Source organism: Streptomyces sp. NPDC006476, assembly GCF_040612015.1.
Lineage (GTDB): Bacteria > Actinomycetota > Actinomycetes > Streptomycetales > Streptomycetaceae > Streptomyces > Streptomyces griseorubiginosus_B.
Window position 1 is genome coordinate 107365 of sequence record NZ_JBEXPK010000003.1, and the last position, 13932, is coordinate 121296.

Genomic DNA, 13932 nt, shown 5'->3' on the forward strand with positions numbered 1-13932 from the left:
AATTTTGAATCACCTCAGTTGTGAGTCAGTCCCCCGCTCCCTGGAGAAGATCATGACCGTCGCCGTCGAAACCGGACTGTGGCAGCTGGACGCCGCCGCCTCCACCGTCTCCCTGCGCCACAAGACGATGTGGAACCTCGTCACCGTCAAGGGCGCCTTCACCGGTGTCGGCGGCCAGGGCGAGGTGAAGGCCGACGGCTCCGCCACGGGCACCATCACCCTGGACGCCGCCTCCCTCGACACCAAGAACAAGAAGCGCGACGAGCACCTGCGCTCCGCCGACTTCTTCGACGTCGACAACCACCCCGAGATCACCTTCGCCGTCCGCAGCGCCCAACTGCGCTCCGGCGACACGGTCGAGGTCACCGGTCAGCTCACCGTGCGCGGCATCAGCCGCCCGCAGACCATCACCGCCCGCCTGGCCGGCAAGGACGCCGACGCGCTCACGCTGGACGCGGAGTTCACCGTGGACCGCGCCGAGTTCGGCCTGGGCTGGAACCAGATGGGCATGATCCGCGGCCTGACCACCGTCACCGCCACGCTTCGCTTCGTGCGCGCCGGAGCCTGACGATTCGTCAGCCCTTCTTCCCGGCCCGCGTGTAGAAGCTCTTCGCCGCCAGCCGGACGTCCATGCTGGACAGCGTCTGCGGTGTGGGCGTGAAGACCCGTACACGCACCCGGGTGTGCCGCCCCGGCACGGTGAACTTCCCCTCAGGCGGGCGGAGTTCGTACCGTGCCGTGGTGTGCGCCGACAACGTGGCAGGCCCGCTCGCGATCGACCAGAACTGACGCATGCCCTGGCCGGTTGTCACCATGAAGTGCGGTACGAGAGCGCTGTCGTCGGTGTTGGTGACCTGGAGCGACAGCCGGGTGACCACCGTCGCGGACGCCCGGCGCACCGAGGCGACCTCCATCCGCAGCGGCGGCTTCCCGGTGACCGCCACGACCGCGGACACCAGCGCCGGGGTGACGACCAGCGCAGCCGCCACGCCCAGCGCCGTACGCCGCCTCGGGCCGGTGAGCGGACGAGGACGCGGCTGCCAGGCGCCGGTGAACTCGGCCGCCGGCGCGGTGACGGCGGCCGCGAGCCACAGCGGCGTCATCATCAGGTAGTAGCCGTCCTGGGACCGGGTCGCCAGGAAGAACGCGCACCAGGGCAGCACGGTCGCCGCGGGTCCCAGCCGGCGCGGGAACAGCACCAGCAGCGCGAGCAGCCCGGCGGCCAGCAGCAGGCTCGCGTACCCGTACCAGTCGAGCCTGTCGCTGCCGTTCGTGAAGTACAGCGAGACGCCCACGAGCCCCTGCCCGTGCAGGGTCGCCCCCTGGATCAGCGGCAGCGCGATGCCCTTGATCCAGGTGACAGGCTCGCTCACGGCGAAGTACGTGTTGATCAGCAGCCACACGAGCGCGGCGATGCCCGTGATCCGCAGCACCACCAGCGCCGCCGCGCGCCCGCCCAGTTCACCCCGGCGCACCGCGTAGATCCCGGCCAGCAGGAACGGCGCTAGGAACCACGGCAGTTGCTGGGCCGCGCAGGCGGCACCCAGGCAGACGGCCCGGGCCACCCCGGGCGTCCCGAGCCGGCCGCCCCGGCCGATCCGCGGCCAGCGCACCACCACCGGTATCAGCAGGGCCAGCGCGGTGATCGCCGGGTAGCCGAGGCGGCCGTAGTTCGTCAGCAGTCCGAAGCCGAGGCACACCATGGTCGCCGCCGGCCGCCACTGCGCGGGCAGCATCCGCCACAGGGCGATCGTGCCGAGGATCAGCGCGCCCGTGCTCAGTGCCGTCGCCGGGGCGCCGCCGTGGCCCAGGAACAGCAGGGGCGCCGTCAGCAGCGGGCTCAGCGGGGGATAGCCGTAGGTGAAGTCGTAGCCGCCGGTGACCGTCGGGGTGAGGGCGATTCCGTGGGTGAAGAGCCAGGGCCAGGGCTGTCCGTAGATCGGGTGCCCGGCGACCAGTTCCCTCGCGGCCTGCGTGGTCAGGACCGCCTCGTCGCTGCCGCCGTGGTCCATGACCCATGCGCACAGGGCGAGCGTCACCGCGGTCGCCAGCACCACCAGGTCCAGCCGGGCGAGCGAACGCGTCCGGCGCACGACGAGCGTCAGCACCCCGCAGACCAGGATCGACGCGTAGCACGCAGATATGACCGCCGCCACGAAGGGACGATGGCTCGCCGCCGACGTCCAGACGTTGCGGGTGCCGATGAAGAGACTGATGTCGGCGAGGAGGGTAAGAACCCGGTGCCACTGCGCGGGGGGTTCCGGTGCGGCGGACACCGCCGACTGCGTCCGCCGGCCGGGTGTCACCTGTCGTGTTTCTGCCAAGTGCACCTCGTGGACGGTAGTCGCGCCGAGTGAGCAGTACGTGGCCGGACGTGAAGAGTCCGGTGTGAGGCGGGTAAGACCTGGTATGCCTGGCGAGATGTGACCCTTGTGACGATCGCGGACCGTGTCGCTGTTCGGCCGAACGGGTGACTTGCCGTAAGAATTGGCCAGTGCAATCAGTGAAGGCGAGTCAGTTCGGGGGGAGCCGGTGAACAGTCACGACGTCACCGATGAGCAGTGGGAAGGGCTCGCCCAGGTGGTGCCGTTGCGGGGCCGCGACGCCTGGCCGTCCTCGGTCGGGCACCGGGCGCTGCCCGACGCGGTGACGGAGACCCGGCGCCGCTTCGTCGTCCTGCGCGTCAACGTCTTCGCCGACGCACGCGACGTCGCCGAGACCCTGATGGCCGGTGTCCCCGTCCTCCTCGACCTCAGCGGTGCCGAGAGCGAGGTCGCCAAGCGCGTCCTCGACTTCAGCACCGGAGTCGTCTTCGGCCTGGCCAGCAAGATGCACCGGGTCGACCGCAACGTCTTCCTGCTGACACCGTCGGGCACCGAGGTGACGGGCCTGATGGAGGGGGCGGGAGTGTCGGGAGGCTGAGCGTGCGGGGGCCCGTCGGACCGTCGGGAGGCTGAGTGTGCGAGGGCCCCTCGGACCGTTGGGAGGCTGAACGTGCGGAGGCCCGTCGGACTCTCGGGGTCACATCGCTTCACGGCGGTCCCCCGATCGTAGGAAGCCCGGCACGGCGGAACGGTTCGCCGGTGGAGCGGAGCCCTACGGTCCGGACATGAGCGTGTCATCGCACCCAGGGTCCACGACCACGGCTCCCGAACGCCCCACCGCGATCCGCCCCTGCGTCACCGAGTTGCGGCTGTCGGCGTTCGCCGGGCATCGGCGGGCCGGGTTCGGGCTCGGTCCGGTCACCCTGCTCGCCGGGTCCAGCGGGGTCGGGAAGACCAGCGCGCTACGGGCGTACGAGGCACTCGCCCGGCTCGGCGGCGGTGCCGCGGTCGACGAGGTCTTCCTCGACGCGAGTGCCTGCGTACCCGACCGCGCCCGGCCCGACGCCCAGCGCCGCCGGGGCTTCCGCATCGGCTGTACGGCCGACGGCCCCGAGGGCCCGGTCCGGCTCGACGTCGCCGTACAGGCCGAGCCCGAACTGCGCATCGTGGGCGAGCGGTTGACGTCCGGCGGGCTGGTGCTGCTGGAGACCGCGCTGCGCGATCCCGCCCGCCGCTGCGTGCAGGCCGCCTGGCACACGGCCGGTTCGGCGCCGGTGACCCGCGCCCCGCTGCCCGACGACCGGCTCGGCACGACGCTTCTTCCGCTGCGGGTGGCCGGCAAGACCGACGGACAGCGCCGGGTGCTCGCCGCCGCCGAACAGATGGTGGTCGCCCTCCGCTCCGTCTTCGCCTGCGACCCGCGCCCCGACCGCATGCGGTCCCCGGTGCCGATGGGCTCCGGCCGGCTCCTCGGCGGCTGCGACAACCTCGCCGACGTCCTGTGGCGTACCCGCACCGAGTGCGGCCGCCGCCACGCCCTGCTCGTCGCGGCGGCGGGCGCGGGGTGTGCCGGGCCGGTGACCGACGTGCTCGCCGAACCGCTCGGCGACGGCACGGTCCGGGGCCTGCTGGACCGGAGTGACGGTTTCCGGACGCCCTTCGCCCGCCTGGGCGACGGCGAACTGCGGTACCTCGCCCACGCCCTGGTCCTGCTGACCGGACCCGGCGTGCTGGAGGTGGACCCGGCCGGCGAGGTGCCCGCCGCGATGCAGACGCTCACCGTGCTCGCCGACGCCTTCGACCGGTCCCTGGACCCGCGCCAGCGCCGCGAACTGACGGACCTCGCGGTGCGCATGGGTGCCCGCGGTCACATCCGCTTCGTGGCCGCGGTCGCCGACGCGTCCTGGGCGGAGGGGACGGACGGGGTCACAGTGGTAGACCTGGATCCGTGAACGAACCTCTTGATGTGGCGAAACTGCAGCGCAGACTGGCCGAGTTCGCGGCGGCGCGGGGCTGGCAGCCGTACCACACCCCCAAGAACCTCGTCACCGCGCTCAGTGTCGAGGCGTCCGAACTGGTCGAGATCTTCCAGTGGTTGACGCCCGAGGAGTCCGCACGCGTGATGGACGACCCGGACACGGCGCACCGGGTGCGGGACGAAGTGGCCGACGTGCTCGCGTACTTGCTCCAGCTGTGCGAGGTCCTCGGCATCGACCCGCTCGCCGCGCTGGACGCGAAGATCGACCGCAACGAGCGGAGGTTTCAGGCGCCGTAAGGAGCCGTACGCTCCGTTTTCACTCTCCGGAGTCAAAATCCCCTTCGAAACCGATTCGTTGTCCACAGATTTCCGCCTTCCTCTGGCTTTTCGTCCCGGGCGCCTTCACTCTGGGTAGTGGACAACGGAGTTCGGGCAGACGCGTGGGCAGCGCGTGGAGACGGACGGGGGCAGCGCATGGACGCTGTGCGGCTCATCGTGACGAGCAGGCGGGCACTGGCGGTGGGCGGCGACGCGCCCGAGATCCTGACGGAGGTGTGGCAGGCGCAGGCCCTCGCCCAGGCGATAGGCAGCCGCCTCGCGGTCGCCGGACCACCCGAACTGCGGGGCGAGGCACTGGGGTTGACGGAACTGGCGGGCCGCGGCTGCGGGGTGCTGGACGAGCCCCGGCTGGCCCCCGGGGATCTCCGCGCGGCCCAGCTGACGGAACTGGGCGACGCCCGCCAGGCCCTCGGCTACCTCGGCGGCCTGCTCGGCGAGGTGGGCATCGCCCTGGTGGGCCTGGCCTGTGCGGCGAACGACGAAGGCACGTACTGGCAGTGCATGGAGGCCATCGACGCGGCGGACGAGTCCAGGGACCGCGTCCGCGAGATGCTCCGCAAACTGACGGACGGGGAGCAACGACTGCCGGAGAGAGAGGCCGGCTAGGCCGGTTCGGGGGAGCAGGTGCGCTGTGCGATGCGGGGCCTCTCACCGACGGAGCGGAGGCGTGGGAGCGATCGGCTGCGCTGCAAGGAGGATCCGACGGCCGGACCGTTCCCCACCACGGCGAGCGACACAAAGCACTGGCCCGCGCTTGACTGACGCCGTGCGGGGGAGGGGCGGCGGTGACGCGGCGGCGGGGGGCCTGGGAGGGAGAGGCGGTGACGCGGCTGCGGGGGTACTGCGCGGCAGAGGGGGCGGCAAGGCGGCTGCAAGGGGCTTACGGGCAGAGGCGGTGACGCGGCGGCAGGGCATGCGCGGCAGAGCTGGCAGCGACCGGCTGCAGGGGGCCTGGGGGAGGGCGGAGGCGACCCGGCAGCGGGCATTGCACGGCAGAGGTGGCGTCGACTGGCTGCAGGGCGGCTGGCGGGGAAAGGGCGGAGGTGACCCGGCAGCGGGCACTGCACGGCAGAGGCGGCGCCCTATCTCGGCTGGAGGGGGCCCACGGGTGAGACGCGGTGGTGACCCGGACGCAGGGCTCTGCACGGCAGGTGGCGGCGACGCGGCTGCTTGCCTGCGGGGAGGAGCGGCGGCGGCGATGCGTCCTCGGGGGGTCTGCCGGGAGAGGCGGTGGGGCGGCTGCAGGGCTCTGCACGGCAGAGGTGGCGGCAATGCGGCTGCGGGCCTGCGGGGAGGAGCGGCGGCGGCGATGCGGACGCGGGGGGCCTGCCGGGAGAAAGGGTGACGTCGCTGAGGGCTCTGCACGGCAGAGGCGGCGGTGGCGCGGTTGCTGGGGTCCTGCGTAAGGGTGTGCCAGGCGTCCCGCCCGGGGGCGTGGGCCGGACCCGCGGCACGATGTGATCCGGCGTGGGGACCGACCAGAGACGAGCCGCCCGCGCCACAGCGCAGGCCCTGGCGGCGGCTCCGTGTGCACGGCAGAGGCGGACCCTGGCGGCGCCTCCCTGTCCACGGGCGACGCAGAGCCTCTGACTCAGCCGGCGTCGCTCTCCTCCGCGGTGCGGCCGGGCGACTGCAGGTCCGCGTTCAGGGCCGACAGGTTCGCGTTCAGGGCCGCCATCAGCTCCTCCATCTGCTGCAGCAGACCCTTCGGTCCACCCGCCGTGTCGCTCGGCGCAACGGATACGGATTCCTCGGACATCACGGCCTCCCCGGCCCCCGGCCCCGGATCACGCGGAGGCCGATGCGGTGACGCTCCGGCGCGGACAGCCGGGCGCGGACGCCGGGCGGTCCGGCTCCGCAGCGGCCAACGATCACCAAAGGCGCCGGTCACTGCCGCGGACAACCCCCATGCACGGCGTTGACGCGATTTCACCCGACCGGGGACCGGTGTTCCGGGAGGGACCGATGGGATGGACCGGCACCGACAGGTGCAGGATGAACGCATGGACCTCCGTATCTTCACCGAGCCCCAGCAAGGGGCCGACTACGACACCCTGCTCGCCGTGGCGAAGGCCACCGAAGACCTAGGGTTCGATGCCTTCTTCCGCTCCGACCACTACCTGAAGATGGGCGACGTCGACGGCCTCCCCGGCCCCACCGACGCCTGGATCACCCTCGCCGGCCTGGCCCGCGAGACCCGCCGCATCCGCCTCGGCACCCTCATGACGGCCGGCACCTTCCGCCTCCCCGGCGTGCTCGCCATCCAGGTCGCGCAGGTCGACCAGATGTCCGGCGGCCGCGTCGAACTCGGCCTGGGCGCGGGCTGGTTCGAGGAGGAGCACAAGGCGTACGGCATCCCCTTCCCGAAGGAGAAGCTCGCCCGCCTGGAGGAGCAGCTCGAGATCGTCACCGGCCTGTGGCGCACGAAGCTCGGCGACACCTTCGACTTCCACGGCACGTACTACGACCTCACCGATTCGCCGGCCCTTCCCAAGCCCGCCCAGGAGAAGATCCCGGTCCTGATCGGCGGCCACGGCCCCACCCGCACGCCCCGGCTCGCCGCCCGCTTCGCCGACGAGTTCAACATGCCGTTCGCCTCCGTCGAGGACAGCGAGCGCCAGTTCGCCCGCGTCCGCACCGCCGCCGAGGAGGCCGGCCGCAAGGGAGACGACCTCGTCTACTCCAACGCCCTCGTCGTCTGCGTCGGCAAGGACGACCAGGAGGTCGCCCGTCGCGCCGCCGCCATCGGCCGCGAGGTCGACGAGCTCAAGGCCAACGGCCTGGCGGGCTCCCCGGCCGAGGTCGTCGACAAGATCGGCCGCTACGCCGAGGTCGGCGCCCGCCGCGTCTACCTCCAGATCCTCGACCTGCACGATCTGGACCACCTTGAGCTGATCTCCGCCCAGGTGCAGTCACAGGTGACCCAGGAATAATCGACCCAGGAATAAACGAAGGCGCCGGTCGACCGCCTGTGCGAAGGTGAGACCGTCGTCCTGCCGAGCCCCCAGGATCACCCTTCCTGGGGGCTCTCGTGCGTACGGCACCCGAACCGTCCACCCGTCGGAGAGTCTCCGCATGTTCCTGACCATCACCACCACCGGCACTCCCGAACGCCCCGCGACCGACCTCGGCTACCTGCTGCACAAGCACCCCGACAGGGCGCAGGCGTTCTCCACCTCCTACGGCACGGCGCACGTCCTCTACCCCGAGGCCGATACGCAGCGCTGCACGGCGGCCCTGCTGCTTGAGGTGGACGCGGTGGCCCTGGTGCGGCGTGGCAAGGGCAAGGGACGCGGCGGTGCCCCCGACGCGGCACTCGCGCAGTACGTCAACGACCGCCCCTACGCGGCCTCCTCACTGCTCGCCGTGGCGCTCAGCGGCGTCTTCTCCAGCGCGATGAAGGGCGCCTGCCACGCCCGCCCCGAACTGCCGGACCAGGCACGACCCCTGCGCATCGAGATACCCGCACTGCCCGCCCGCGGCGGCCCCGGTCTCGTACAGCGTCTCTTCGAGCCGCTGGGCTGGACCGTCATCGCCGAACCGGTCGCGCTGGACAGCCAGTTCCCCGAGTGGGGCGACTCGCGGTACGTGCGGCTGGTCCTGGAGTCCGAGGCACTGACCCTCTCCGAGGCGCTGCGTCACCTCTATGTCCTGCTCCCCGTCCTCGACGACGCCAAGCACTACTGGGTGTCCGCGGACGAGGTCGACAAGCTGCTGCGGGCCGGCGAGGGCTGGCTGGCCGGACATCCGGAGCAGAAGCTGATCACCAGCCGTTACCTGTCCCGCCGCTGGTCGCTGACCCGGCAGGCGATGGAGCGGCTGGAGCTGGTGCGGCTCGCGGAGGCCGACGACAGCGAGGTCGAGGACATCGACAACGCGGTCGAGGAGGAGACCGGGACGGAGGAGAAGCCGACGCCGCTCGCGGTGCGGCGCCGGGACGCGATCATCGAGGCGCTGCACACGTCCGGCGCCGCGCGCGTGCTCGATCTCGGCTGCGGACAGGGCCACTTGGTGCAGGCGCTGCTCAAGGACGCGCGGTTCACCGAGATCGTCGGCGTCGACGTGTCGATGCGCGCGCTGACCATTGCCTCGCGGCGGCTGAGGCTGGACCGCATGGGGGAGCGGCAGGCCTCGCGCGTCAGGCTCTTCCAGGGTTCGCTCGCGTACACCGACAACCGGCTCAAGGGGTACGACGCCGCCGTGCTCAGCGAGGTGATCGAGCACCTCGACCTGCCCCGGCTGCCCGCGCTGGAGTACGCGGTGTTCGGCGCGGCCCGTCCCCGCACGGTCCTGGTGACCACCCCGAACGTCGAGTACAACGTCCGCTGGGAGTCCCTCCCCGCGGGCCATGTGCGGCACGGCGACCACCGCTTCGAGTGGACCCGCGAGGAGTTCCGCGCCTGGGCGGGCGCGGTGGCCGAACGACACGGCTACGACGTGGAGTTCGTGCCGGTCGGCCCGGACGACCCGGAGGTCGGGCCGCCCACCCAGATGGCCGTGTTCAGGATGAAAACCGAGAAGGAGGCGAAGGCGGCATGACCGAGACGGCAACCGGCAGGGGACGGGTCCTCCCCGTCACCGACCTCTCCCTCGTAGTCCTCGTGGGCGCCTCCGGCTCCGGCAAGTCGACCTTCGCCCGCCGCCACTTCAAGCCGACCGAGGTGATCTCCTCCGACTTCTGCCGCGGTCTGGTCTCCGACGACGAGAACGACCAGAGCGCGACCAAGGACGCCTTCGACGTCCTGCACTACATCGCCGGCAAACGCCTGGCCGCCGGCCGCCGTACCGTCGTCGACGCGACCAGCGTGCAGCAGGACGCCCGGCGCCAGCTGATCGACGTGGCCAGGCAGTACGACGTACTGCCCATCGCCATCGTCCTGGACGTCCCGGAGGAGGTCTGCGCCGAGCGCAACGCGGCCCGTACCGACCGGGCCGACATGCCGCGCCGGGTCATCCAGCGTCACATCCGCGAACTGCGCCGCTCCGTGCGGCACTTGGAGCGCGAGGGCTTCCGCAAGGTGCACGTCCTGCGCGGGGTGGAGGACGTCGAGAACGCCACCGTCGTCACCGAGAAGCGCTTCAACGATCTGACCCACCTCACCGGCCCCTTCGACATCATCGGCGACATCCATGGCTGTGCCTCCGAACTGGAGTCGCTGCTGGGCAAGTTGGGCTACACCGACGGCGTCCACCCGGAGGGTCGTACGGCCGTCTTCGTCGGCGACCTCGTCGACCGCGGCCCGGACAGCCCGGGCGTGCTGCGCCGTGTGATGGCGATGGTGAAGTCGGGCAACGCCCTGTGCGTGCCGGGCAACCACGAGAACAAGTACGGCCGTTACCTCAAGGGCCGCAAGGTCCAGCACACCCACGGCCTCGCCGAGACCGTCGAGCAGATGGCGGGCCAGAGCGAGGAGTTCGTCGCCGAGGTACGGGAGTTCATCGACTCCCTCGTCAGCCACTACGTCCTCGACGGTGGCCGGCTGGTCGTCTGCCACGCCGGTCTGCCCGAGAAGTACCACGGCCGCACCTCCGGCCGGGTCCGCTCGCACGCGCTGTACGGCGACACGACCGGTGAGACCGACGAGTTCGGGCTGCCGGTGCGTTACCCGTGGGCGGAGGACTACCGGGGCCGCGCGGCCGTCGTCTACGGTCACACCCCGGTCCCGGAGGCCACCTGGCTCAACAACACCATCTGCCTGGACACCGGCGCCGTCTTCGGCGGCAAGCTGACCGCGCTGCGCTGGCCGGAGCGGGAGCTGGTCGACGTACCGGCCGAGCGGGTCTGGTACGAGCCGGCCCGACCGCTGCGCACCGAGGCGCCCGGCGGGCACGACGGCCGGCCGCTCGACCTCAACGACGTGCACGGGCGCCGGATCGTGGAGACCCGGTACTCGGGGCGGGTCTCGGTCCGTGAGGAGAACGCGGCCGCGGCCCTGGAGGTCATGAGCCGGTTCGCGGTGGACCCGCGGCTGCTGCCGTACCTGCCGCCGACCATGGCACCGACGGCGACCAGCCACGTGGAGGGCTACCTCGAGCACCCGGCCGAGGCGTTCGCGCAGTACGCGGCGGACGGGGTCGAGCGGGTCGTGTGCGAGGAGAAGCACATGGGCTCGCGGGCGGTGGCCCTGGTGTGCCGGGACGCGGAGGCGGCACGCAAGCGGTTCGGCGTCGACGGTCCGACGGGTTCGCTGTACACCCGTACCGGACGGCCCTTCTTCGACGACGCGTCGGTGACGGAGGAGATCCTGGGCCGTGTCCGCGCGGCCGTCACCGCAGCCGGCCTCTGGAGCGAACTCGACACGGACTGGCTCCTGTTGGACGCCGAGCTGATGCCGTGGTCGCTGAAGGCGTCCGGTCTGCTGAGGTCGCAGTACGCGGCCGTCGGTGCCGCGTCCGGCGCGGTGTTCCCGGGGGCGCTGGCCGCTCTGGAGGGCGCTGCGGCGCGGGGCGTCGAGGTGGCCGGCCTGCTGGACCGCCAGCGGGAACGCGCCTCGAACGCGGCGGCGTTCACGGAGGCGTACCGGCGCTACTGCTGGACCACCGACGGCCTGGACGGCGTACGGCTGGCCCCGTTCCAGATCCTCGCCGTCCAGGGCCGGAGCCTCGCCGCGCTCCCGCACGACGAGCAACTGGCCCTGCTGGACCGGCTGGTGGAGCACGACGGCACCGGTCTGCTGCAGACCACCCGACGGCTCCACGTCGACACCGGCGACCCGGAGTCGGTACGGGCCGGCGTCGACTGGTGGCTGGAGATGACGGGCCGCGGCGGCGAGGGCATGGTCGTCAAGCCGCTCGGCGCGCTGGTGCGCAGCGGCGAGGGCCGCCTGGTGCAGCCCGGCATCAAGTGCCGGGGCCGCGAGTACCTGCGGATCATCTACGGCCCGGAGTACACGCGCCCCGACAACCTGGCCCGTCTGCGCACCCGTTTCCTCAACCACAAGCGGTCGCTGGCGATCCGCGAGTACGCCCTGGGCCTGGAGGCCCTGGACCGCCTCGCGGAGGGCGAGCCGCTGTGGCGGGTGCACGAGGCGGTGTTCGGGGTGCTGGCCCTGGAGTCGGAGCCGGTGGACCCGCGGCTGTGAGTAGGGCCGGCTCCGGTCCCCTGCGAACAGGGGGTGCCGGAGCCGGACCGGTTCCCGCAGACGGACCTGATCCAGCCGCACGGACTGGCCCTAGCCGACCAGCCGCAGCCGCTCCCCGCACACCCCCACCCGCACCGACTGCCCCCACGTCAGCTCCAGGGCGTCCGTCTCCACCCCGTCCCCGAAGGCGATCAGGCGTTCGGACTCGACGGTGAGATGGAGGCGGGCGGTGCTGGAGAGGGTGCCGGCGACGAGGGTCGTGCCGGTGGCGGGGGAGGGCCAGGCCTCGCGGACGAACCACAGCAGGCGGTCCTCGGTGGGGCGGGGCAGTTCCAGCGCGGCTCCCCGCTCCTGCCACACCGAGCGGAGCCAGCCCGTCGCCCCGGTCCCCGTCCCCACCAGCACCCCGGACGAAGCCTGGGCCTCGACGACACCCCCGTCGTTCTCGAGGCCCAGGCGGTATCTGGCCGTCTGGTGTCCGGCGGCGCCCAGATAGATCTCGTTCAGCGCGACCAGGCGCTGTGTGTCGTCGGCGACCGCCTCGACCATCGTCAGCTCGTCGACGCCGGTGCCGGACGCGTGCGCGGCGGGCAGCAGGGCGGCCGCGTCGGTGGGCCGGTGCCGTACCAGCACACCCGGGTTGCGGCCGGGGTCCGTGTCGATGCCGATCACCGGCTGCCCGGCGAGGTACTTGGCGGCGTTCGCCACCAGTCCGTCCTGGCCGACGACCACCACGACGTCCTCCGGCGCGAACAGGAAGCGGTCCAGGTCGGCCCGCTCCACCCTGCTCTGACGCCAGGTCAGCGGGATCGCCGCGGTGACGTCGGCCAGCGCCCGGCGGGTGCGGCGGTGCCGTTCGGCGACCTCCTCGATGTCCCGGCCCCGGGAGGAGAGGAAGAAGGCGGCCTGCCCGTGGGTGCCGTGGTGGGCCACCAACTCCTCGTACTCCGTGGTGCGATGAACGAGGACGACGCGCGGCGCGAGGCTCACGCCGGGTCCCCGTTGGCCAGCCTGGCCAGCAACCCCGTCAGCACGTCCGGCGAGATCGTCACGCTGTCGATGTTCGGCAGGTTCTCCGCGAGCCGTGTCCCGGTGAGGGCGTGCAGGGTCGCGAGGTCCGCCTCACCGTGCACCCGCAGCCAGGCCGCCTGGGCCTGCGCCCGAGCCTCACCGACCTCGCGCGCTCCCTCGGCCTCCGCACGGGCCAGCCGCAGGGACCGGACCGCCTCCGCCTCCGCGAGCCGCTCGGTCCGCCGTGCCTCGGCGTCCGCCAGCCGCACGGACCGCTCGGCCTCCGCCTCGGCCAGCTTCACCGTGCGCACCGCCTCGGCCTGGGCCCGTACCGAGTCCGCCGCCGCGTGCTCCTCCGCCTCCCGCCGCGTGTTCGTGCCCCGCTGCTCGACCAACTGCTCCTCACGGCGGGCGAGTTCGATCTGGCTGGCCAGTTCGTTCTCGGCGATCGCGCGCTCCCGCTCGACGGCCACCGCCCGCCGCTCGTACGTCGCCCGGTCCGCCTCCTGCTGGATCTGCTCGCGGGCGGGGGTGCGCAGCGCCCGCTCCACCTCCGGCTCCGGACGCAGTGCGACGACGCGCACGGCGACCACCTCGACGCCGGTCGCCGGGAGACGGGGTTCGGCCGTGAGGCCCGCCGCGACCCGCTCCCGCACCGCCGTCACCCCGTCGACCAGCGCCGACGACAGCGACGTACGGGCGAGGACGTCCAACGCGTGCTGCTGTGCCGTCTCCGTCAGCAGGGTGCCGAGCTGCTCCAGCGGCGCCCCCCGCCACACGCCCGTGTCGGGGTCGACCGAGAAGTCGAGCCGGGCCGCGGCGAGCGCCGGGTCGCTGATCCGGTAGGTCACCGTCGCCTGCACCGCGACGTCCTGGAAGTCGGACGTACGGGCATGGAAGGTCATCGCCAACTCCCGGTCGTCGACCGGCACTTCGGACAGGGCCGCGGTCAGCGCGCGGAACCAGAAGCTGAGCCCCGGCCCGTCGTGCAGCAGCTTGCCGCCCCTGTGGTGCCGGATGTGCGCCGTCGGCGCGCCCCGGAGATGGCGCCAGCCCAGGCGCCGGGTGATGTCGGCCATCGGACCCCCTTCTTTTCGTCTCTTAGACGATAACCCCCTGGGCTGCTTATCGTCAAGAGGACGAGAACAAGTAACCGAAGAAAACGCCGAGCCACGGGTCAAGAGGCCGCTCGATGGTC

The 13932-nt window shown here is 72.2% G+C and carries 12 protein-coding genes; 8 read left to right on the forward strand and 4 right to left on the reverse strand.

The window, feature by feature from the left end; all coding sequences use genetic code 11:
- The first annotated feature begins 52 nt into the window (after positions 1 to 52).
- Positions 53 to 568: a YceI family protein gene (locus ABZZ74_RS04545; protein WP_356761847.1), complete on the forward strand. Its 516-nt coding sequence runs from the start codon at positions 53 to 55 to the stop codon at positions 566 to 568.
- A gap of 7 nt (positions 569 to 575) precedes the next feature.
- On the opposite strand, the gene ABZZ74_RS04550 is transcribed toward ABZZ74_RS04545, so the two are convergent.
- Entirely contained in the window at positions 576 to 2330 is a 1755-nt protein-coding gene (locus ABZZ74_RS04550) for a hypothetical protein (protein WP_356761848.1), read from the reverse strand.
- Positions 2331 to 2532: 202 nt separating this feature from the next.
- Between ABZZ74_RS04550 and ABZZ74_RS04555 the strand changes: the two genes are divergently transcribed.
- From ABZZ74_RS04555 to ABZZ74_RS04570, 4 genes are all read left to right on the forward strand, one after another.
- The gene (locus ABZZ74_RS04555; RefSeq protein ID WP_133046090.1) at positions 2533 to 2922 is read left to right on the forward strand and encodes a cell division protein SepF; all 390 of its coding nucleotides are present in this window, start codon (positions 2533 to 2535) and stop codon (positions 2920 to 2922) included.
- A 187-nt stretch (positions 2923 to 3109) separates the two neighbouring features.
- Positions 3110 to 4276 carry an ATP-binding protein gene (locus ABZZ74_RS04560; protein WP_356761849.1) on the forward strand — a complete coding sequence of 389 codons (1167 nt, stop codon included), beginning with the start codon at positions 3110 to 3112 and terminating at the stop codon, positions 4274 to 4276.
- Positions 4273 to 4599, forward strand: a complete 327-nt coding sequence (locus ABZZ74_RS04565; protein ID WP_356761850.1) for a nucleotide pyrophosphohydrolase — start codon at positions 4273 to 4275, stop codon at positions 4597 to 4599. The genes ABZZ74_RS04560 and ABZZ74_RS04565 overlap by 4 nt, the downstream gene beginning before the upstream one ends.
- Positions 4600 to 4776: 177 nt before the next feature.
- Positions 4777 to 5247, forward strand: coding sequence for a DUF6099 family protein (locus ABZZ74_RS04570; protein ID WP_356761851.1), 471 nt, complete (start codon positions 4777 to 4779; stop codon positions 5245 to 5247).
- Positions 5248 to 6232: 985 nt separating this feature from the next.
- Here the strand turns inward: ABZZ74_RS04570 and ABZZ74_RS04575 are convergent.
- Entirely contained in the window at positions 6233 to 6400 is a 168-nt protein-coding gene (locus ABZZ74_RS04575; RefSeq protein ID WP_356761852.1) for a hypothetical protein, read from the reverse strand.
- A 244-nt stretch (positions 6401 to 6644) separates the two neighbouring features.
- Here ABZZ74_RS04575 and ABZZ74_RS04580 point away from each other — a divergent pair, with 244 nt between their 5' ends.
- From ABZZ74_RS04580 to ABZZ74_RS04590, 3 genes are all read left to right on the forward strand, one after another.
- Positions 6645 to 7574, forward strand: coding sequence for an LLM class F420-dependent oxidoreductase (locus ABZZ74_RS04580; RefSeq protein ID WP_356761853.1), 930 nt, complete (start codon positions 6645 to 6647; stop codon positions 7572 to 7574).
- Positions 7575 to 7716: 142 nt separating this feature from the next.
- Positions 7717 to 9180, forward strand: coding sequence for a 3' terminal RNA ribose 2'-O-methyltransferase Hen1 (locus ABZZ74_RS04585; RefSeq protein WP_356761854.1), 1464 nt, complete (start codon positions 7717 to 7719; stop codon positions 9178 to 9180).
- Positions 9177 to 11723, forward strand: a complete 2547-nt coding sequence (locus ABZZ74_RS04590; protein WP_356761855.1) for a polynucleotide kinase-phosphatase — start codon at positions 9177 to 9179, stop codon at positions 11721 to 11723. Before ABZZ74_RS04585 ends, ABZZ74_RS04590 begins: the two co-directional genes overlap by 4 nt.
- 90 nt (positions 11724 to 11813) lie before the next feature.
- On the opposite strand, the gene ABZZ74_RS04595 is transcribed toward ABZZ74_RS04590, so the two are convergent.
- Positions 11814 to 12713: a hypothetical protein gene (locus tag ABZZ74_RS04595; protein ID WP_356761856.1), complete on the reverse strand. Its 900-nt coding sequence runs from the start codon at positions 12711 to 12713 to the stop codon at positions 11814 to 11816.
- Positions 12710 to 13813, reverse strand: a complete 1104-nt coding sequence (locus tag ABZZ74_RS04600; RefSeq protein ID WP_356761857.1) for an SPFH domain-containing protein — start codon at positions 13811 to 13813, stop codon at positions 12710 to 12712. The genes ABZZ74_RS04595 and ABZZ74_RS04600 overlap by 4 nt, the downstream gene beginning before the upstream one ends.
- Between the last annotated feature and the right edge of the window lie 119 nt (positions 13814 to 13932).